General features: G+C 33.5%; 12 protein-coding genes and 2 tRNA genes. 6 read left to right on the top strand and 8 right to left on the bottom strand.

The window, feature by feature from the left end; all coding sequences use genetic code 11:
• Nucleotides 1-187: 187 nt before the first annotated feature.
• Nucleotides 188-601: a DUF1573 domain-containing protein gene (locus DIU01_RS07615; protein ID WP_290833125.1), complete on the top strand. Its 414-nt coding sequence runs from the start codon at nt 188-190 to the stop codon at nt 599-601.
• A 180-nt stretch (nt 602-781) separates the two neighbouring features.
• Here DIU01_RS07615 and rimO read toward each other — a convergent pair whose 3' ends face one another.
• The 3 genes from rimO to DIU01_RS07600 all read right to left on the bottom strand — a co-directional run bounded on the left by rimO (nt 782) and on the right by DIU01_RS07600 (nt 4,825).
• On the bottom strand, nt 782-2,083 hold the full coding sequence (gene rimO, locus DIU01_RS07610) for a 30S ribosomal protein S12 methylthiotransferase RimO (protein ID WP_290833122.1): 1,302 nt from the start codon (nt 2,081-2,083) through the stop codon (nt 782-784).
• A 212-nt stretch (nt 2,084-2,295) separates the two neighbouring features.
• A complete protein-coding gene (locus DIU01_RS07605; protein WP_290833120.1) occupies nt 2,296-3,798 on the bottom strand; it encodes an OmpP1/FadL family transporter in 1,503 nt (500 codons plus the stop codon).
• A 22-nt stretch (nt 3,799-3,820) separates the two neighbouring features.
• Entirely contained in the window at nt 3,821-4,825 is a 1,005-nt protein-coding gene (locus tag DIU01_RS07600) for a hypothetical protein (protein ID WP_290833118.1), read from the bottom strand.
• 100 nt (nt 4,826-4,925) lie between these two features.
• Between DIU01_RS07600 and proS the strand changes: the two genes are divergently transcribed.
• The 4 genes from proS to rpsT all read left to right on the top strand — a co-directional run bounded on the left by proS (nt 4,926) and on the right by rpsT (nt 7,071).
• Nucleotides 4,926-6,404, top strand: a complete 1,479-nt coding sequence (gene proS, locus DIU01_RS07595) for a proline--tRNA ligase (protein WP_290833116.1) — start codon at nt 4,926-4,928, stop codon at nt 6,402-6,404.
• Between the two features lie 84 nt (nt 6,405-6,488).
• Nucleotides 6,489-6,560: transfer RNA gene (locus DIU01_RS07590), tRNA-Glu, on the top strand.
• Between the two features lie 45 nt (nt 6,561-6,605).
• Nucleotides 6,606-6,677, top strand: a tRNA-Glu gene (locus DIU01_RS07585).
• Nucleotides 6,678-6,819: 142 nt separating this feature from the next.
• Nucleotides 6,820-7,071, top strand: a complete 252-nt coding sequence (gene rpsT, locus DIU01_RS07580; protein WP_290833114.1) for a 30S ribosomal protein S20 — start codon at nt 6,820-6,822, stop codon at nt 7,069-7,071.
• A 59-nt stretch (nt 7,072-7,130) separates the two neighbouring features.
• Here the strand turns inward: rpsT and DIU01_RS07575 are convergent, their stop codons facing one another.
• On the bottom strand, nt 7,131-7,535 hold the full coding sequence (locus DIU01_RS07575) for a response regulator (protein WP_290833112.1): 405 nt from the start codon (nt 7,533-7,535) through the stop codon (nt 7,131-7,133).
• Nucleotides 7,535-9,250, bottom strand: coding sequence for a PAS domain-containing protein (locus tag DIU01_RS07570; protein ID WP_290833109.1), 1,716 nt, complete (start codon nt 9,248-9,250; stop codon nt 7,535-7,537). Before DIU01_RS07570 ends, DIU01_RS07575 begins: the two co-directional genes overlap by 1 nt.
• A 162-nt stretch (nt 9,251-9,412) precedes the next feature.
• Between DIU01_RS07570 and typA the strand changes: the two genes are divergently transcribed.
• Nucleotides 9,413-11,209, top strand: coding sequence for a translational GTPase TypA (gene typA, locus DIU01_RS07565; RefSeq protein ID WP_290833107.1), 1,797 nt, complete (start codon nt 9,413-9,415; stop codon nt 11,207-11,209).
• Nucleotides 11,210-11,279: 70 nt separating this feature from the next.
• Here the strand turns inward: typA and DIU01_RS07560 are convergent, their stop codons facing one another.
• The 3 genes from DIU01_RS07560 to DIU01_RS07550 are packed head-to-tail and all read right to left on the bottom strand — an operon-like array spanning nt 11,280 to nt 21,082.
• Nucleotides 11,280-13,652, bottom strand: coding sequence for a T9SS type B sorting domain-containing protein (locus DIU01_RS07560; protein WP_290833105.1), 2,373 nt, complete (start codon nt 13,650-13,652; stop codon nt 11,280-11,282).
• Nucleotides 13,653-13,655: 3 nt separating this feature from the next.
• Nucleotides 13,656-18,749 carry a T9SS type B sorting domain-containing protein gene (locus tag DIU01_RS07555; protein ID WP_290833104.1) on the bottom strand — a complete coding sequence of 1,698 codons (5,094 nt, stop codon included), beginning with the start codon at nt 18,747-18,749 and terminating at the stop codon, nt 13,656-13,658.
• 29 nt (nt 18,750-18,778) lie between these two features.
• A complete protein-coding gene (locus DIU01_RS07550) occupies nt 18,779-21,082 on the bottom strand; it encodes a choice-of-anchor L domain-containing protein (RefSeq protein ID WP_290833103.1) in 2,304 nt (767 codons plus the stop codon).
• Between the last annotated feature and the right edge of the window lie 15 nt (nt 21,083-21,097).

Raw genomic sequence — 21,097 nt, 5'->3', positions numbered from 1 at the left:
TCTATATTCTATATTCTATTTTCTCTTTTAAAAGGTAATATTACTAAAAAAAATCTGTAAAAACACCACTTAACAAGTCATTAACAAACATTTGAAACCAGTTAACAGCAGTATTGAAAGGAGTGCAGTACTTTTGAATTGTTCAAACTAAGGAACTCAAATTTAAAATTAATTATAAAATATATTTATGAAAGCAATTAAAATTTCAATGTTGGCATTAGCTTTAGGATTAATGTCGTTTTCTGTTTTACCTACAGATAAAACTGGAACTGAAAAAGTAACGCCAATTGCAGGAATCGCTTGGAAATCTGAAACTGTAGATCTTGGAACTATCCCACAAGGAACTCCAAAAACGATTGAATTTGAATTCAAAAATACAAGTGATAAATCGGTTATCATCACAACTGTAAAACCTGCATGTGGTTGTACCGCTGCCGATTATACTAAAGAGCCAATTGCTCCAGGAAAATCGGGTTTTGTGAAGGCTACTTACAACGCTGCAGCTCTTGGTTCATTTACAAAAACTGTGACTGTAACAACAAATATTGATACAACTCCGAAAGTATTGACTTTTAAAGGAACTGTTCAAGCAAAAGCATAATTAATTAAAGGTTGGTTAAGAACGGAAAACTCCTAAACGTAATGTTTAGGAGTTTTTTTATTTTTAATCTAAAACCTGAAATCTACAATCTGCAACCTGTTATCTGCAACCTGTTATCTGCAACCTGAAATCTGCAACCTGCTATCTGAAATCTGCAACCTGCAACCTACAATCTAAAACCTAAACCGGTTCAGCGTACAAATCATACTCTGTAGCATCTGTAATTTTTACCATCACAAATTCGCCAGTTTTTACATAGAATTTTGATGCATCAATTAAGACTTCATTATCTACATCCGGACTGTCAAATTCGGTTCTTCCAACAAAATACTGACCTTCTTTTCTATCAATAATACATTTAAAAGTCTGACCAATTTTCTCCTGATTTAAATCCCATGAAATTTGCGATTGTAAATCCATTATTTCTTGTGCACGAGCTTTTTTAACATCTTCTGGAACATCATCAACTAAAGCAAACGCCGATGTATTTTCTTCGTGCGAATAAGTAAAACATCCTAATCTTTCAAATTTCATTTCCTGAACCCAATCTCTCATGATTTCAAAATCTTCTTGAGTTTCTCCAGGATAACCAACAATCAAAGTAGTTCTAATCGTCATTCCTGGAACAGTTGCACGAAATTCTTTCAATAATTTAGTCGTTTTTTCTTTCGTAGTTCCGCGTTTCATCGATTTCAAAATGTTATCTGAAATATGTTGCAACGGAATATCAATGTAATTACAAATTTTTGGCTCGCGTTTCATCAATTCCAAAACATCCATTGGGAAACCAGTAGGGAAGGCGTAGTGCAATCTAATCCATTCAATGCCTTCTACTTTTACTAAGTTTTCTAATAACTCAGCAAGATTACGTTTTTTGTATAAATCCAATCCGTAATAAGTCAAATCTTGAGCAATAAGAATCAATTCTTTCACTCCGTTTTTAGCCAAACCTTCTGTTTCACGCACCAATTTCTCAATAGATTGCGACACGTGTTTACCACGCATTAAAGGAATTGCACAAAAACTGCAAGGTCTATCACAACCTTCGGCAATTTTTAAATAAGCATAGTTTTTTGGAGTTGTAGTAATTCGTTCTCCAAGTAATTCATGCTTATAATCGGCACCAAGAGCTTTCAACAATTGAGGCAATTCGGTAGTTCCAAAATACTGATCTACATCTGGAATTTCCTTCTCCAAATCGGGTCTGTATCGTTCAGATAAACATCCGGTAACGAACACTTTATCTACAATTCCACGCGATTTTTTATCGGCATATTCTAGAATGGTATTCACAGATTCTGCCTTAGCATTATCAATAAATCCGCATGTGTTAATTACAACAATATTTCCTTCTTCTTCATGCACAACATCTTTTCCGCTGGCTTTTAATTGTCCCATCAACACTTCACTATCGTAAGTGTTTTTAGAACATCCTAGCGTAATAACATTGATTTTATTCTTCTTTAACGATTTGGTTCTCATACCTTTTTTTATTGGAGTGCAAAATTACATCTTTTATTTTAAGGAGCGAAACTTTTGGGCATTTTTGGCAAACCCTTTTCCTGCTCTCGTCAGTCGCTTCCCAAAAATGGGAGAGCTCCAACAATGACGAGATCAGGGCTAGATAGCAAGCGAAGTACACAAAAAAAACCATCCGAAAGACGAATGGTTTTATAATTTACGTTTACAATTTATTATAATTCAAATAACATTGTTAAACTTATATTGCTGTTTTTAGAACTTACTTTATAAGCTCTAGTTAAACCTTGATCAAACATGCTTTGGAAATAATCACGTTCCGAAAACGAATACGCTAAATCTACTTTTATTTCACCAAAATTGTATCCAATACCACCAGAATATCCAGTTAAATCGCCAAGTGCATTCTCACTTTTAAACGGACTTTCTTCATATCTATAACCAGCACGCAAACTTACTCGCTTGATTTTATATTCGCCTCCAAGACGAAATTCGTTAGAAACTCCTAAAACATTAGCAACTAAATCATTTTGGTCTCGAAAGTCGCTGTCTGGAGTAAAAGCAGCATTGCCATAATCTTTTACACCATAATCAAAACTAAGTAATCCAGTTTTTCCAAAAACATAAGCAGCACTTGCAGTTATTTTTCCTGGAGTTCTCATTCTGTAAGGCTCATAAATCATCGTTAGCCTTGGGTTTACAACATCTGCAGCCAATTCTTCATTGACATTACTACTCACCGCAGAAATACTTTGCGAAAGTTCATCTGTGTAACGCATCCAAGTTGGAGATTGATATGCCAAACCTAAACGAAATTCTTTGGTAGCTTTATAGATTGTTCCAATTTGAAAAGAGAAACCATTTCCATAAGTGTACAAATCATTATTAAAACGAACTCTTTCTACCAAATAGTTAGTTGAAGTATTGTTGTTGTTACTTTCAAAAAAACTAGTAGATTTTCTGTAATCGCTAAAATGCGCGTTTAAATTAACACCAACCATCAATCGGTCTTTGTATATCGCAGATCCATTAAAAGAAAGTTTTCCGTTGTAACCAGAAGTAACTATTGAATTTTCTTGATAGTAGTCTCCGCCTGACGCAACATTAGAAGTATAAGTTGTAGTTCCCGGATTGGTATCTGTAGGATTTATTATGAACGATTGGTATCCTAAATACGCTTGTTGCTCATTGTAAAACAAATCACCATAATTGAAATCATTACCACTAACTACACTTAAAGGAATACCATTGGCATAAGACAAAAAGTAATCTGCAATAGAGTTTATTGAGTTTGTTCCAGCAACAAAAATAGAATTATCGTAATTATTAATGTTGTCGTAATTTAATGCTACAGCAAATTTAGACCAACCACTACTTTTATCTTCGTTCTCAAATACATAAACACCACCTAATTGATTAATATCTAATGAATTATCTGTTTCGTTAGCGCTTGTACCAAAATAGTTGGTATTATTTTTATTATGGTAATTTGAAATAGTAAAGCCAACTTGATTATTAGAAAATACAACAGATCCAGCCGGATTTACATTCAATGCTGAAAAATCGCCACCTAAAGCTCCAAAAGCGCCACTCAGTGCTCTAAAACGAGCAGTACCATTCATGTTTTCTTGAGAGTAGAGTAGTATCTCTTTAATATTTTGTGCTTGACCAGTAATTGCAAATAAGCCTATCGCAAAACTTAAAAATATCTTTTTCATTTTTATTTTTTTGGTATAACAATTATCTTCTTCCGCCACCGCCACCAGATGAACGACCTCCGCCGCCACCGCCATAGCTTCCGCCACCGCCAGATCTTCCGCCACCGCCAGATCTTCCGCCACCGCTATTGCTGCTTGGTGTATAGCTTCGTGGAGTGCTACTAGGTGATACCGCTCTTGGAGTAGAATTAGTTCTTGGAGTACTGTTATCGTTATAATTTCTTGGATTACTATTTACCGGTCTATTGGTGTTGTAAGACTCATTTCTAGTTGAATTACTTCTAACACCAGAATTTCTAACACTATTATTTCTATTTGTGAAGGTTGGGCTAGAGTTTCTTCTGCCTGAAGAATAAATAGTTCTGTCTACACGATTGTTTGAAGTTCTTCCAGCGCTGTAATTATTATAAACTCTTGAATCTCTTCTTCCGTAAGAATATGCGTAGTTATTACCATGCCAATTGTTGTTCCAACCCCAGTTGTTACCATACCAACCGCCATAGTAACCCCAACCTGGACCATACCAATTGTTCCATCCCAATCCAAAACCGGGACCATACCAACTGTTCCATCCTAAGCCAAAACCTGGGCCATACCAGTTGTTCCAACCCCAATTATTCCAGCCCCAATTGTTCCAACCCCAATTATTCCATCCGCCATAACCCCAGCCGTCGTCATAAACATTTACGGTTATATTGCTTGAAGGATTTGAACCCCAACTTCCATAGTTAGTGTTTTCTACTCTTGCGTTTGCAACTTTAACAGTGTCATTTGGGTAAGAATTATAATTGTCTACATTAGTGAATATTTCTTCATTTTCTTTGTTTAAAGAACTGAAATATTCTTTGTAATAAGCATTATTTGAGTTTGTTTCTGTCGCAACGTTTCTTTCACCACCACCATAAATCCCATCATTGTCATAATACGATTTGTTTTGGTATGAACCACAAGAAGTTACAACCAATGCCAAAAGTCCAAATAGAGTATAAATGGCGCTTTTTTCTTTAATAAAATAATTTGTTTTCATATCTATAGCATTTTTATTGTTGGACAATACAAAAATAGTTAGTTTTGCCGAACTATTTAGTTAAAATAAGTTAAACAATTTTTATGCCAAACTATTCATTATGAGTAAGAACTTAACAACAAGAGCAGAAGACTATTCCAAATGGTATAATGAGCTCGTAGTAAAAGCAGATTTAGCCGAAAACTCGGGTGTTAGAGGTTGTATGGTTATCAAACCATATGGTTACGCAATTTGGGAAAAAATGCAAGCAGAATTAGATAGAATGTTCAAAGAAACAGGTCATAGTAATGCCTATTTTCCCTTGTTTGTTCCGAAGAGTATGTTTGAAGCCGAAGAAAAAAACGCTGAAGGATTTGCAAAGGAATGTGCAATTGTAACTCACTATAGATTAAAAAATGATCCAGATAAGCCAGGAAAATTGATGGTTGATCCGAATGCTAAACTAGAAGAAGAGCTAATTGTTCGTCCTACAAGTGAAGCTATTATTTGGTCAACATATAAAGGTTGGGTGCAATCGTACAGAGATTTACCATTATTAATCAATCAATGGGCAAACGTTGTTCGTTGGGAAATGCGTACGCGTTTATTTTTAAGAACAGCCGAATTTTTATGGCAAGAGGGTCATACAGCTCACGCTACCAAAGCAGAAGCTATTGAAGAATCTGAAAAAATGATGAATGTTTATTCAGATTTTGTTCAAGATTTTATGGCAATTCCGGTTGTAAAAGGATTAAAAACAGAAACAGAACGTTTTGCTGGTGCAGAAGAAACCTATTGTATTGAAGCTTTGATGCAAGACGGTAAAGCTTTACAAGCAGGAACATCTCACTTTTTAGGACAAAATTTTGCAAAAGCATTTGATGTTAAATTTGCTAATCAAGAAGGCAAGCAAGAATACGTTTGGGGAACCTCTTGGGGTGTTTCTACCAGATTAATGGGTGCATTAGTAATGACGCATTCTGATGATAACGGATTGGTTTTACCTCCAAATTTAGCTCCAATTCAGGTAGTGATCGTTCCGATATTTAAAACAGAGGAAGAATTTGAAAAAATATCATTGGTTGTAAACGAACTAGTTTCTCAATTCAAAAAGTTAAGAATTTCAGTGAAATTTGATAATAGAACCACACAAAAGCCAGGTTTTAAATTTGCTGAATGGGAATTAAAAGGCGTTCCAGTGCGAATTGCTGTTGGTCCGAAAGACTTAGAGAATGGAACGTTTGAAGTTGCTAGAAGAGATACGCTTTCTAAAGAAGTTGTTTCAAAAGACGGAATAGTTACTTACATCAATGATTTATTAGAAACTATTCAAACAGATCTATTCAAAAAAGCTTTAGATTACAGAAAGGAACATATTACAGAGGTAAATTCTTTTGAAGAGTTTAAAGATGTATTAGAAACTAAAGGCGGATTTATCTCGGCACATTGGGATGGAAGTCCAGAAACCGAAGAAAAAATCAAAGATTTGACCAAAGCAACCATTCGTTGTATTCCATTAGATCGTAAAGAAGAAACAGGAAAATGTGTTTTTTCTGGATTGGAATCTGCTGGTAGAGTGTTATTTGCAAAAGCATACTAAAAAAAATATAAAAAAAGTCGATTCAGCTATTGCGTGAATTAAAAATAGTTGTATTTTTGCACTCGCATTACAAAAATATGTAATGGCCCGTTCGTCTATCGGTTAGGACGCATGGTTTTCATCCATGTAAGAGGGGTTCGATTCCCCTACGGGCTACAAGTTCAATATTTATTGAGATTTACAAGAGTAAAAAATGGCATTGGCCCGTTCGTCTATCGGTTAGGACGCATGGTTTTCATCCATGTAAGAGGGGTTCGATTCCCCTACGGGCTACAATTAGTTGTAAATAAGTTTTATAAAATTATAATTGGTGTCTCGGTTATAGTTTTATTAGTTAAAACCAAAGTGACTTTTAAAGTTGTGGGAGGTTTTTCTTTTTTAACTAGGAGTTTATAACAATTAAAAAAAAGAAAAAATGGCAAATCATAAGTCAGCTTTAAAGAGAATTAGAAGTAACGAAAAGAAAAGAGTGTTAAACAGATACCAACACAAAACTACTCGTAATGCAATTAAAGCATTAAGAATGTCTACTGTTAAGTCTGAAGCTTCTGCAAAATTATCAAGTGTAATTTCTATGATTGATAGATTAGCGAAGAAAAATATCATTCATGATAACAAAGCTTCTAATTTAAAATCAAAATTAACTAAGCACGTTGCAAAATTATAATTAATTTTCACGACTTTTTAAATAAAAAAAAGCTTCCAAAATTTGGAAGCTTTTTTTTGTTATATGGTAATTGATTTTAGCATTTCAATTGTAATTGGTTTTGATAGAAAGTTTAGAACCATTGGGTATTGTTTTGCTTTTTCAATATCTCTGGGATCTATTGTTGAGGAAAGAACAATTACTTTAACTTCTGGAAAAATAGTATAGTAGTCGCTTTTAGAAAAGATATCTAAAAACTCCCAGCCGTTCATTATAGGCATATTTAAGTCTAAAAAAATAAGCTGTGGTTCAGAAACTATATTGTTTGCTTCTTTTTCTTTTTTTAAATTTTCAAAGTACTGTAACGCTTCTTCTCCATTATTGCTGGTTTCAATTTGTGATGCGAATTCTGCTTTTGCAATGACTTTTTTGCACAACATGAGTGTTATTGCATCATCGTCTACGCATAAAATTTTAGTAAACATTATAGTTCGTTTTTTAATGTAATTATGAAGCTTGTGCCTTTGCCAACTTCGCTTTCAACGCTTATAGTTCCGCCCATTGATTCTACTTGAGATTTAACTAAATAGAGTCCTAAGCCTTTGCTATCTGCGTAATCATGAAATCTTTGGTATAATCCAAATATTTTTTCTTTATTTCTTTCTAAATCAATTCCTATTCCGTTGTCTTTAAATGTAATAATGGTATTGTTTTCTTTCGATTTGGATGATATTTCAATTTTTAATTTTCGAACAGCATCTTTATATTTTAAAGAGTTGGTCATTAAATTCAGTAAAATACTTTCGAAGTAGGATTTATTTGCAAATATAGTTTCTGCTTTGTCAAAATCCATCTTTATAATGGGTTTTTTTGCGCTAATCAAAAAACTTAATTGATTAAAAATGTTTTCAAAGACATCTTGAATTAAAACTTGCTCTTTGTCTATTGACGGGCTATCTTTAATGATGATTACTTTAACAAGGTCGTTTATGGTTTCGTTCAACTGATTTGTTGATTTTGAAAATCCATTAATAATTTCTTTAAGTTCTTCATCTTCAACAGGAATATCTTCAATAAGGTTAAGTAAACCGGTTAAGTTGGAAAGTGGTGCTCTTAAATTGTGAGAGGTAATATAGGAAAATTGCTTTAAATCTTTATTGTTTTGAGTAAGTTCGCTAATAAGTTGTTCTCTTTCCTTTTCTCTTTCTTTTTCTTTAGAAATATCTCTTTGTATTGATATCCAATGCGAATGTTCGTTGTCTTTGTTTGTAATTGGAATCATAGAAATATTAGCCCAATATTCCTCTTTCTTTTTATTATAATTTATGGTTTCAAAGCTAATTTCTTCTTTCTTTTTGAGTGCTTGGCTAATCCTTTTAAAATCATGTTTAAGTGAAGTTCTGTTCATAAAGACGTTGGCAGTTTTGCCAATTACATCTTCAGGATTATAACCTGTTAATTTAGTGAATGCTGGGTTTACATATAATATTTTTGGAATTCCTGTAGAAGTTTCGTTGGCCTCGGTAATAATTACAGAATCTTTGGTTTGTGTAATTACAGTTTCTAAAAGTTTTAAGCGTTCTTCTTCTATTTTTAGTTTGGTGATGTCTTGCATCGCACCAATTATTCGGGTAACTTTTTTGTTTTCATCCATAACAAGAAATCCTCTGTCATAAATGTATTTGTAAGTCCCATTGGCGCATTGAAATCTATAATAGTCTTGCCATTTCTCTATTTTTTGCTCAACATATTTATGAATGTTAACCGACATTTTTATGCTGTCTTGGTGATGTATTTTTTCAAACCACCAATCTATAGTTTCACCAACGTCTTTTTGGTTGTAACCAAAGATTCCTTGAATTCCTTTGTTGAATATAAATTTTCCACTCTCTATATCCCAATCCCAGATGGTATCACTAGTAGCTTTAGCGACAATATCATATTGTTCATTTGATTTAAACAATTCTTCATTTTTAGCTAGTAAATCATTTATTACTTGTTGGTTTTTCTGACAATATTTATTGAGTATGTATTTTAATATAATAGTTGTTACTGCAATGTAGATTGCAGCAAGAATGGATGTTATTTTCCAATTGTAATTTTGATCAAAATAGTGTAAGGCAATAAATTGGCTAGTGAAAACCAAAAAAGAGGTGACTAGAAAATAAGTAAGAATTATTTTATTCGATTTATATTTCATTACTCAAAAATAAAAAATTAAATCTCATAACACTATTTTTTGTCGAAAAAATTCCACTTTTTGATAAAATTATCATAAATAAGTTATTAAAATGTAAACTATTAAAATTGAGGTTTTTTTAATCAAAATAAAGTGTACCTTTGCACCCATTAAAAATCACAGATGGAATCTATTAGAAACATTGCAATTATTGCTCACGTCGATCACGGTAAAACTACACTGGTAGACAAAATTATGTATCACTGTCAATTATTTCGTGACAACGAAAATACAGGTGATTTAATTCTAGATAATAACGACTTAGAGCGTGAAAGAGGTATTACTATTACTTCTAAAAACGTTTCGGTTACTTATAAAGGAACTAAAATCAATATTATTGATACTCCAGGTCACGCCGATTTTGGTGGTGAAGTAGAACGTGTATTGAATATGGCTGACGGTGTTTGTCTTCTTGTAGATGCATTTGAAGGTCCGATGCCTCAAACTCGTTTCGTACTTCAAAAAGCAATCGATTTAGGTTTAAAACCTTGCGTTGTAATTAATAAAGTAGATAAAGAAAACTGTACTCCAGAAGAAGTTCATGAAAAAGTTTTCGACCTTATGTTTGAATTAGGTGCTGAAGAATGGCAACTAGATTTTCCAACAGTTTATGGTTCTGCTAAAAATAACTGGATGTCTGATCATTGGGAAAATGTAACTGATAATGTGGAAGCATTATTAGATATGGTTATCGAAAATGTACCAGCTCCTAAAGTTTCTGAAGGAACTCCACAGATGTTAATTACATCTTTAGATTTCTCTGCATTTACAGGTCGTATTGCCATTGGTCGTCTTGAAAGAGGTGTCTTAAGAGAAGGAATGCCAATTGCTTTAGTAAAAAGAGATGGAACTATTTCAAAATCACGTATCAAGGAACTTCATACTTTTGAAGGACTTGGTCGTAAGAAAGTTCAAGAAGTAATTGCTGGAGATATTTGTGCAATTATTGGAGTTGAAGGTTTTGAAATTGGAGATACTATCGCCGATTTTGAAAATCCAGAAGCTTTACAAACTATTGCTATTGACGAACCAACAATGAGTATGTTGTTTACAATTAATGACTCTCCTTTCTTTGGTAAAGAGGGTAAATTTGTAACTTCTCGTCATATTAGAGATCGTTTAACAAAAGAATTAGAGAAAAACTTAGCGATGAAATTGGGTGAAACTGATTCAGCTGATAAGTTCATGGTTTTTGGACGTGGTGTACTTCACTTATCTGTTCTTATTGAAACAATGAGAAGAGAAGGTTACGAATTGCAAATTGGTCAACCACAAGTTATCATCAAAGAAATTGATGGTAAAAAATGTGAGCCAATTGAGGAATTGACAATTGATTTACCAGAAACACTTTCTGGAAGAGCAGTTGAATTTGTTACTCAAAGAAAAGGTGAAATGCTTTCTATGGAAACTAAAGGTGAACGTATGATTGTAAAATTCAACATTCCATCACGTGGAATTATTGGATTACGTAATCAATTGCTTACAGCTACTGCTGGTGAGGCTATCATGGCGCACCGTTTTATTGGATACGAACCTTACAAAGGTGAAATTGCTGGACGTAACAAAGGTTCGTTAATTTCTATGGAAAAAGGAAAAGCTATTCCTTATTCTATCGATAAACTACAAGATCGTGGTAAGTTTTTCGTTGAACCAAATGCAGAAATTTACGAAGGTCAAGTAATTGGAGAAAACTCTCGTGGTGATGATATGTGTGTAAACGTAACTAAAGAGAAAAAACAATCTAACGTTCGTTCGTCTGGAAATGATGAAAAAGCTAGAATTATTCCACCAATTATTTTCTCATTAGAAGAAGCTTTAGAATATATTCAGAAAGATGAGTATGTCGAATGTACACCTAAATCTATTCGTTTAAGAAAAATCTATCTTACCGAAACTGATAGAAAAAGATTTAAAGTATAATTTAGATTTTAGATATAAAAAAACCATCTGTGAAAGCAGATGGTTTTTTGTTTTATAAACGTTTGATGCTTTATCGTTTTAATGAAAAATGTCCTTTGGCACTTCGACCATCGTCAAATTTTATAGAATACCAATAATCAGTACTATTTAAAACTTGACCGTTATACTTTCCGTCCCAACCTGGTCCGAAAGGCTTTATTTGCTTGATAAGTTTTCCAAATCTATCGAAAATATAGATTATAGAATTAGAATAAAATTTGTCATTGGCACCTTTTATATTCCATGTGTCGTTAATTCCGTCTCCATTTGGAGTAAAAAATTGGGGCACACCAAGTACAGCAATTTCTTTTTCAACTACGCCACAACCTTTCAAATCTTTTATATAAACAATATGAAAACCCATTGTGACATTTTCAAATAGGTTAGAGGTTTGATATCCATCTTCATTATCCAAACTATACACGTAATCTCCAGAGCCAGTTACAATAATTTCAACAGAATTATTATTGGATAATTCTACAATTTCGATATCTTGAATTGTAGCGATTTCTGAACCAGTTACAACAATGTCTAGTGTTTTAGAGCATGATGTTGCATTATTTGTTACTGTTACCGTGTAAGTTCCGTTTTGAGTTACATCGATACTTTGAGTTGTTTCGTTGGTTGGCGTCCATAAAAAACTATGACTTAATGGATTTACCATTTGAGCAGTTAATTGTGTGGGCTGCGAAACATCATTTAAACATAATAAACCGAATTGGGTAAGCGTAAAATTGGGTAATGGTTTTACTGTTAAATTAATCACATTAAGACCAATACAATTGTTACCATTTTCGATTCGTGCATAAACAGTTTGGGTTGTGAAGGTGGTCGCCGTTATTTGGTTTTGCTCTAACAAAGCATCATTTGAACTAGAAAAATAGGTTACAGTATTTCCTGATTGTTCAAATCCGGCATCGGTTAAATTAAAGGTAGTGATTCCATCTTCTGTACCATCATTATCACATTCATTAAGCGTGACAACTTGTGTCGGATTTACTGTGACATTAAGTGTTAACTGTGTAATTGTATAACATCCGGTTATCGAATTTGTAACTCGAACAGCAATTACTTGAGGATTTGAAATATTGGTATAGTTAGACGATAACGCATTAGTATTTGCAACAGCATCCGCATTATTTAAATAGAATGACGTCACTAAATTAGCATCATTATTTGTAAGTGCATCGTTGGCTTCATTCAAATTAAAAGTGGTTAATCCGTTAGGAAAAACTTCAAAATCGCATTGAGTTAGTTGTGATGCAACTGCAACTGGTGCTGCATTTAGGATGATATCAAATGGTTTGTAGGCATAACAACTAGTACTACTATCACTGATTTTTGCCCAAAGAGTTTCATTTGTATACGCAACCAGATTGGTGTAATTGTTTGGTAGAGTAGTGGTATCATTGTTTGTAGGATGATAAGTTACCACAATGTCGGGATCTCCATTAGTTAAAATAGAAGTATTTTCTAATAAATTAAAAGTTGCAAATCCATCGTTATCATTATCACAAGATTCAATAGTTACAGGATTTTGTGTTTGAAATGGAGTTACCGTCAAACTAAAATTGGAAGTAGTAAAGCAACCAGTCAATGCATTTTCAAGTCGAATGTATAGGATTTGCGGATTTGATGTGTTCGTAAAATTGGAAGTGTTTGTAATTTCATTAGAACCAACAATGGCATCATTTTCAGAGATGTGAAATGTGGCAAGAATATTGGTTTGTGAACCGATTGCTAAGGATTGGTTTTGTGTTAAATCAAATGAGGTGCTGTTGTCTTGAACTGCATCAGAATCACATTTACTGATGTTTAATGTTGAGCCAGCAGTAGTATTATTAATTATTGGAGCATCACTAAAAGTTGCAGTTCCTGTCCATTGTAGACTAAAGTTACTGTCACCACTAAATCTATCAATTACTAAATAATATGTTTCGTCTGCCAGAACATTTAGAGCACTTACAAAATTGTTACCCAGCGGACCAGGACCTTCGGCAGTATCTGTTTCTGTAGCATTCATTCCAGTTTGATTATTGGAAGCATTAGATAACTGCGGATTTGTTGTCGAGCAACGTATTGATTGCCCAAGATTGGAACAACTTGCCGTTGGACCAAAAACCCAAAAATCAAAGTCGATATTTAGAGAAGCATTATTAGGAGTTAAAGTAAAGCCCAAAGTTCCTGGATTTTGAATAGTAACTTTAATCCACAACGAATTGTTTTCTTGACCGGTACATGAGTTAGAAGCATTTACTTCACTCACACCAGGTCCAACAATTGATATGTTATTGTAGTTACTATTTCCGCAAGCTACTAGCGCATCAACGCAATCATTTTGTGAGAAACTGAATTGCACAGAAAAAAGGATGAAAGCGAAAATTATTTTTTTATAATAAAGCATATATTATCGCTTAAGAGAAAAATGTCCTTTAGCACTTCGTCCATCATCAAATTTTATGTCAAACCAATAATCATCTGATGGTGCTGGATTTCCGTTGTACATGCCGTCCCAACCTGGTCCAAATGGTTTTATTTGCTTGATAAGTTTTCCGAATCTATCAAAGATATAAATGATTGAATTAGGATAGAATTGCGAATTGGCACCTTTAATATTCCAAGTATCGTGGATTCCATCACCGTTAGGGGTAAAATATTTTGGTATTCCAAGAACAGACACCAATTTTTGAACAACACCACATCCGTTTACATCTTTAATATAAACAATGTGTAATCCCATTGGAACATTATTGAAAAAATTAGATTCTTGGTAGCTGTATTCATCATCCAAACTGTACACATAATCGCCAGAACCTGTCACAATAACTTCAATAGTATTTATGTCAACTAAATCTACAACTTCAATATTTTGTATCGATGCGATATCAGACGCAACAACTTCAATAACTTTGGTTCTTGAACATCCATTAGCATTGGTAACTTGAACACTATAAATTCCTTCGGTGTTTACTGTAATTGAATAATTTGTTTGATTTAGTAAAGGTGTACCGTTTAAAAACCATTGAAAATCGTAATCACTTGGTGGTGTTCCATCTAAAATACCTGCATTAAAAGTAACTGTGAAAGCTGGTAAATTGGTACATACAAGTTCGCGTCCAACCAATTCAATTTTTGGAACCGGATTAACAACAAAATTTAAAGTTGTAGAAACTGGGCAAGATGGATTTAATGGATTTGTTAATGTTAAAATTACATCTTGTGTTCCGGTTGTGAATGTTGGAGGCAAACTTGTTAAAACTGTTCCATCTTCTAATGTAAAAGTGATGTCTAAACCTGTTTGACCTTGTAAAATTGTTGGAAGAATAGTAGTAGTGTCAATGTTTAAAATACCATCTTGGTCAGCAGGATTAATTTCATCATCACAAAAAGTTAATTGATTTGCTGCTAATGGAAAAATTTGAGGTAAATCATCAACTATAAATTGAATAGTTTCTTCGTCAAAACACGCACCAGTTGTTGTCGATGTAGTGTTATTAATTACTCTAACTGTTATTGAAGTTGAAGTATTCACTACAAACGGATTTGGTAATGGATTTAATGGATTTCCTGATGCATCAAAATAGCGAACAAAAGCATTTGTTTGACCGTTTAAAATAGTAGCTTCTAATGTTGATGTGTCAAATCCAAAAATTCCATCGTGGTCATCATCACAAGCTCGTATTGTATTTGTTGCATTTACAGGATAAGCTGTTGGTAAAGCTTCGACTGTTAATGTTAAATAGGGTCCAAGTCCGTAACAAGCGTTATCCAAATTACTATCTACTCTAACCCAAATTTGTTGTGTATTTGGATAACCAATATTTCTATAATTTGTAATATCTGTAATTGCCAATGAAACTCCGCTTGTATCAAATTCTGCTAAAGCATCGGCTTCATTTCTGTAATAGTTGATTGTATAGGCAGATGTAGTTGGTAATTGAGCTTGAATTGCAGTGGTTACACTACTAAAATTAAAACTAGAAATTCCGTCGCGATCGTCATTTACAGCATCAACATAATCATCACAAACAAATAAACTTCTTGAAAAAGTTGGAGGCAATTGTGTTATTGAAACCACTAAATTTAATTGAACAACTCTAAAACATCCGTTACCGTTTTGAACTCGCACCCAAACAGTGGCATTCGAAGAAGTATAAGCCAACGGATCGGCAATTAAAAGTGCCGTATTATTAGTATTTGCGGCTGCAGATGAAGTAAAATAAGTAAATGTTTCTACCAGATAATTTGCAGAAATGAAAGTATTTTTTTCGGTTAAATTAAATGTAGAAATTCCATCGGTATCATTATCACATTGAACCAAAGTTACTGGTGTTGCTACAACAGGAAGTGCATACGTGGTTAAAGTTCCAGAAGCAGAAGTTAGTCCGCAAGAATTTCCATTTTTATTTAAAATTACTCTGTATTCATAATTGTTCATTGATGGTGTAACACCACTAATTAATAATGTAACAGTGTTTACTCCAGAATAAGTTGTATTGTTAGCTAAATTAGTAAAAGTAGTTCCGCCATCAGTAGATATTTGCCATTGGTAGGAATTTACAGGATTGGTATCAACAGTAAATGTCGCATTTTGAAGTTCACAAGTAGTGATATCTTGTGGTTGCGTGTTTATTGTAATTGGAGCTGCAATTATATAATTTCCGTTTGGAACTCCATAACCTGATGCCGAAATTACTGTACCAACCAAAGTTGCTCCGGTATTAAATGTTGCTGGATTTTCGTCTCCAACTATTCCGTCGCCGTTAGCATCGGTATAACCTGCTTCGATAATATCAATACAACCGTCGTTGTCGCTATCTAATTCTACGTAATTAAAAATTCCGTCGTTATCAGTATCTGCTAAAGTGTAATTAATTATACCGCTATCAATTGAAGTTTCCAATGCATCGTCTAAACCATTTACACCAAAATTGGTATTGTTAGAATCTCCATTTGTATTTGTACTATTTCCTGGACTTCCAGATTCGATTATATCAAATATACCGTCGTTATCACTATCTAAATCTAAATAATTTGGAACAGAATCAGTGTCATTATTTGCAGGAGTAATGCCATTTCCGAAAATATCATCTATTCCATCATTATTGGCATCGACATTACTTAGAGCTACAAAATTAGCACCTTGAGTTTCGTAAAAATCTAAAATACTATCGTTGTCACTATCTAAATCCATTTGATCTGCAACACCATCATTATCACTATCTTTAGGAACACATGTTGCATAAAATTTTAGGCTAACTTTGTTAGGATCAGAATCTAATAAATTTTTATGAGTGAAACTAATAGAGCTTGATAGGTTGGTTAAAAATTTGAAAGTTCCGGTTCCAGCAGCAAGTGGAATTGTACTATTAGAAATAAATCGAATTTCGAATGAAGAAAATTCGGTTACACCACTTTCGTAAATTCCATCATAATTAGTATCAATTAATAGTTGATTTGAAGGATTTAGTACAGTAATGGTTTTGTTAATTGGCGAATTTACAACGTATTGTGCATTGGCATTCAATAAATCTGATGCGGCAGCAGTTGTGATATATTCTAAACCAACACTCATTGGTTGAGCGAATGTCATAGTATATTTCACGAAATTACCTTTTCCTGCAGGTACTTCAGAAATAAAACTTCCATCAGCCGCACCAACAAAAGGCGTTGCACTTGCAGTAGTTGAAGTGGTAATTGTTCCTGTAAATGAATTAGTGTAGGTTGAAACATTTATCGGACCCGAACTACTATTTGATAAATTAATAATTTGATTTCCAAATGATTCATTGCAATTTGTAATTCCGTCATTATCGCTATCCAAATCGATATTATCATTTACAGAATCGTTATCTAAATCCGTTGGACAAGTACTTACGGGAATATCATCTGAAAAAAGATTAATTCCGCAAGCAGATAATGTAGCTCTTACTTTGTAATTTCCTGGTTGAGTAGGTGAGTAGGTTGCAGAAGTTGCTGTAGGAATTGCAACATCATTAAAAAACCATTGATAGGTATCAAACCCACTAAGAGTATTAACTTCTAATTCAACATTAGGAATACAATTAGATTGAGTACTATCTACAGGTTGAAAAATAACTTCGGGTTTAAAAGTAAAACCAGAGTAGTAGCCACCAAAAGTTGCAGCACCATCACTTCCATAGGCAGTTAAGTACAATTGTCCGCTTGAAAAAACAGAGACATTTCCGGTTAAACCAGCAATGGTATAACATTGATAATTTGTATTTCCTATAACATTTGTTGGTCCAGCTACAGTAATTCCGCCCGGTAAACCGGCCAAAGTGTAGTTAACTCCGTCAATAATAAAATTTAAAGTGGCGCCAACTTCTGTTGTAATTGTAACTCTACCTGTAAAATTTCGGTTACCAATTTTTTCAATAAAAGGAATGTTGTTAATTACTTTTGGAGTTTGACAACTTAATGGCGGTACAAAAAACATTTCTTGATTGGCCTGATCAATTCTTATATTATCGCCAACACTTTGATAGGCAAAGATGTTTTTTGAAGAAGTTACGTATAAATTTCCATTTGCATTGTAATCTGCTCCGTTTAAAGCAATATATTCTCCAGCATTTAAATTGTAACTAGCTGTAGTACTTCCGTTTAAAAATATAGCTGTATTGTTTTCATCGGCAATTAAAAGTACTCTTTCAACATTCGGTAATCCTGTACTTTTTATAAAAATGTATTCAGAACCAGTGCGTTCTGCCGAAACAATTTGATCAAAACCAATATCTAGGTTTGCCATTTCTCCATTTGTACCACCATAAGAACCGCAATTTACCGCTATAGGTTTATCAGAAGTTACTAAAGCGCCAATTAACGCATCCCTATTGGCAACGGTCGGACCTTTAACAGCCAAAACATAACTTTCGCCAGCGTTTAAAACGACACTTGGTGGCGGAATTATGCCTGAAAAATTATTTATTAAAACTGCATCTGTTGGAATATCGCTAAAATTTACAGTAGTGTTATTCTCTGTAGCAAGCACAGAAATAAAGGTTAAATTATTAGCACTATAACCAGGTATTAGCGTGTTCAAAAAACCGCCAGCTCTAAATCTAGTTCCTAAAGCTGCTGTACCTTTAGAGGTAATTTGCCCAGCTTGATTGGTGTTTCCAGCTATAATTCGCGCTGTCACATATACCAAATCTTCTGCTTCTATAATGAAACCCTTATTGTTTAAAACATTACCTATTTCAGATTCATTGACGTGAATTTGAGTAAAAGTTCCAAATCCGATATTGTATACATAAGGAACATCTCTTGAAACTACACCACTAATTGTGATTCCTCCAAGTTGTTTAATGATGAAGTTAACAGGTGTAATACTTGGAGTTGAAACATATAAGTATTGTTCTTCTGCAGGTACATTTTCTGATCCACCTACTGGCGGAATGTAATGAGTTTTACTAAATTGACTGAAACAATTAACTGATAGTAAGGCAATTAAGGCTATAAATAGGATATTCTTTTTCATTTTATAAAAATAGTAAAAAAATTACAATTTTATCTTTTTAATGAAAAATTTCCTTTAATTGTTTTTCCGTTGTTAAGTGTAATTACAAACCAGTAATCTGTTGACGGTAAGTCGATTCCGTTGTATGTTCCATTCCATCCAATAGAATCTTGATTTAAGGAGATTATTAATTTTCCAAATCGGTCAAAAATGTTGATCAAAGCATCGTCTAGAAATTGAATTCTTTTTATTCTCCAAACATCATTTGTACCATCACCATTTGGTGTGAAAAATCTAGGATAATCAAGAACATAAACTACTTTGGTAACAATTCCGCATTGGTTGGTGTCTTTTACATAAACCGTATAAGCATTTGGCGAAAGCCCAAAAAATAGTGGACTACTTTGATAATTAAGTCCATCAAGAGAATATTCGTAAATTCCAGAACCTGTTGCGATTATTTCTATCGAATTATTGTTACCAGCAAAGTCATTTATTACAACATCATTAATTGTTGCGCTGCTTGATTCAACGACATTGAAATTTTTTGTTTTTTCACAACCGTTTGCATCAGAAACTGTTACTGAATAATTTCCAGAAGTTGTTGCAATTATAGAATTATCGATTTCACCATTAGACCAATCATAACTTGAAAATCCACCTGCAACTGATAAAACTACTGAAGTGCCGTTGCATAAATAAACGGTTTCATCATCGAAATTGGATGGAGTAAAGGTGTTGATATTGATTTGAATTGGAGTAATTCCGATGCAATTGATACCATCTACAACTTTGCCATAAATTGTTTGCTGATTCGGAGTTGTATTTGTAAAATTGGTATTTAACGGATTTAAATTTAAAATAGCATCGTTTTCATTTGAAAAATAGGATGCAGTAAATGAACTTGGAAAACCACTTAAAAGAGTAGGAGTTACTGTCGAACTTAAATCAATTAAAGTCAATCCGTCTTGAGTTGCATCTAAATCACAAGTAGAAATTGGAGTAATCGCTGGAACTGAATTAGTAGCAATTTGCAAATCAATAGTAGCAAAACCAATGCATCCAAAACTATTTGTAGCAGTTGCTGTTAATTGATTAGTCGATAAATTTTGATAATTCGTTGGGTTTGCTATCGCATTTACACCAAGTTGAGCATCGGATAAATTTTCGTAATAAGTTACATTACTTAACTGTGCATCGCCGTTTGTAATCAAAGAATTTAATACCGATAAATTGTAGTTTGTAATACCATCAGAATTTATGTCACACTGAGTAATTGTTTGATTTACAAGAATTGGTGCAGTAGAATATTCAATAGTTATTTCACCTTTTGCAACACAAGTTGAACTATTGATGGAAACTTCAACTTCATAAAATCCATCGTCAGTTACAGTGTAAGTTGGATTGGTTTCGCCAGTAATTGCCAATCCGTCTTTAAACCATTGATAGGTATTTGAACCCGATTGTGTTGCGTTTAAAACTACATTTTCTCCAGGACATAATGGATTTTGAGTTGCAAGTAATCTATCTGTACCTAAATCTACACCAACATCAAAACTTCCGCCACCAAGAAATATTGCCGAATCGTATCTGATGTTTTCTTCATCGGCAATAACTAATTTTATATGATAAGTTACACCTGGAGTTACATTGGCTTCGGCAGTCATAACTATTGTTTGACCATTGAAGTTTATTGGGTGAACGGAATTATTATAGCTTCCAAAAAAACTTTCATTTTGTGCAACACAGCCGCTCGAACCTTGAATTTCTGGATGAACGGTTGTTACTTTTACAGGTATTGAAGTTCCAGGAACTAAGGCTAAATTTTGATATTCATTAGTACTTCCAGCGACTTTTAGTAAAAAAGCAAATCCGTCTGAATAGCGACATGGTGCAGTTCCTTGATATTCTTCGGAAGCGAAAATGTAGTCGAAACTTATTTTGCTTGTTAATGGTGTAAAATCAAATTCAAGTGCAGTCGCATTAAATGTTCCATTAATTTCTAATGCTTGTTCTAGATCAAAATCGCCTTGCCAAGAAGTGGAACCTTCGTCGATTAGATTGTCGTTTGGACCTGCAGTTCTGCTTGCTCTAGATGTACTTAAAACAATACCATTACTAAATGGAAAATCACTTCCAGAGTAACTGAAAAAACCATAACTCTGCGCTCCATTACTGAAAGTGTCGCCACTAACAGAAAAATTAGAAACAGCAGCACATGGACTGTTTACCAAAACATTTTCAACTAATTGTTGAGCAGAATAAGTGTCATCAACTACTATGTTTTGAGCAATTACTGAGTTGCCAAATACAAAGATGCTGATTAGTGTTAAATTGTAGAATAAAAACTTCATAGCATCGGCAAAGAT

Source organism: Flavobacterium sp. (assembly GCF_003525665.1).
Classification (GTDB): Bacteria; Bacteroidota; Bacteroidia; order Flavobacteriales; family Flavobacteriaceae; genus Flavobacterium.
This window is presented reverse-complemented; position numbering and strand designations above follow the sequence as displayed.

Coding starts and splice junctions, on each gene's coding strand:
- typA (WP_290833107.1), top strand. CDS start 9,413: ATGGAATCTATTAGAAACATTGCAATTATTGCTCACGTCGATCACGGT.
- DIU01_RS07605 (WP_290833120.1), bottom strand. CDS start 3,798: ATGAAAAAGATATTTTTAAGTTTTGCGATAGGCTTATTTGCAATTACT.
- rimO (WP_290833122.1), bottom strand. CDS start 2,083: ATGAGAACCAAATCGTTAAAGAAGAATAAAATCAATGTTATTACGCTA.
- rpsT (WP_290833114.1), top strand. CDS start 6,820: ATGGCAAATCATAAGTCAGCTTTAAAGAGAATTAGAAGTAACGAAAAG.
- DIU01_RS07555 (WP_290833104.1), bottom strand. CDS start 18,749: ATGAAAAAGAATATCCTATTTATAGCCTTAATTGCCTTACTATCAGTT.
- DIU01_RS07570 (WP_290833109.1), bottom strand. CDS start 9,250: ATGAAATATAAATCGAATAAAATAATTCTTACTTATTTTCTAGTCACC.
- DIU01_RS07550 (WP_290833103.1), bottom strand. CDS start 21,082: ATGAAGTTTTTATTCTACAATTTAACACTAATCAGCATCTTTGTATTT.
- DIU01_RS07615 (WP_290833125.1), top strand. CDS start 188: ATGAAAGCAATTAAAATTTCAATGTTGGCATTAGCTTTAGGATTAATG.
- DIU01_RS07560 (WP_290833105.1), bottom strand. CDS start 13,652: ATGCTTTATTATAAAAAAATAATTTTCGCTTTCATCCTTTTTTCTGTG.
- DIU01_RS07575 (WP_290833112.1), bottom strand. CDS start 7,535: ATGTTTACTAAAATTTTATGCGTAGACGATGATGCAATAACACTCATG.
- DIU01_RS07600 (WP_290833118.1), bottom strand. CDS start 4,825: ATGAAAACAAATTATTTTATTAAAGAAAAAAGCGCCATTTATACTCTA.
- proS (WP_290833116.1), top strand. CDS start 4,926: ATGAGTAAGAACTTAACAACAAGAGCAGAAGACTATTCCAAATGGTAT.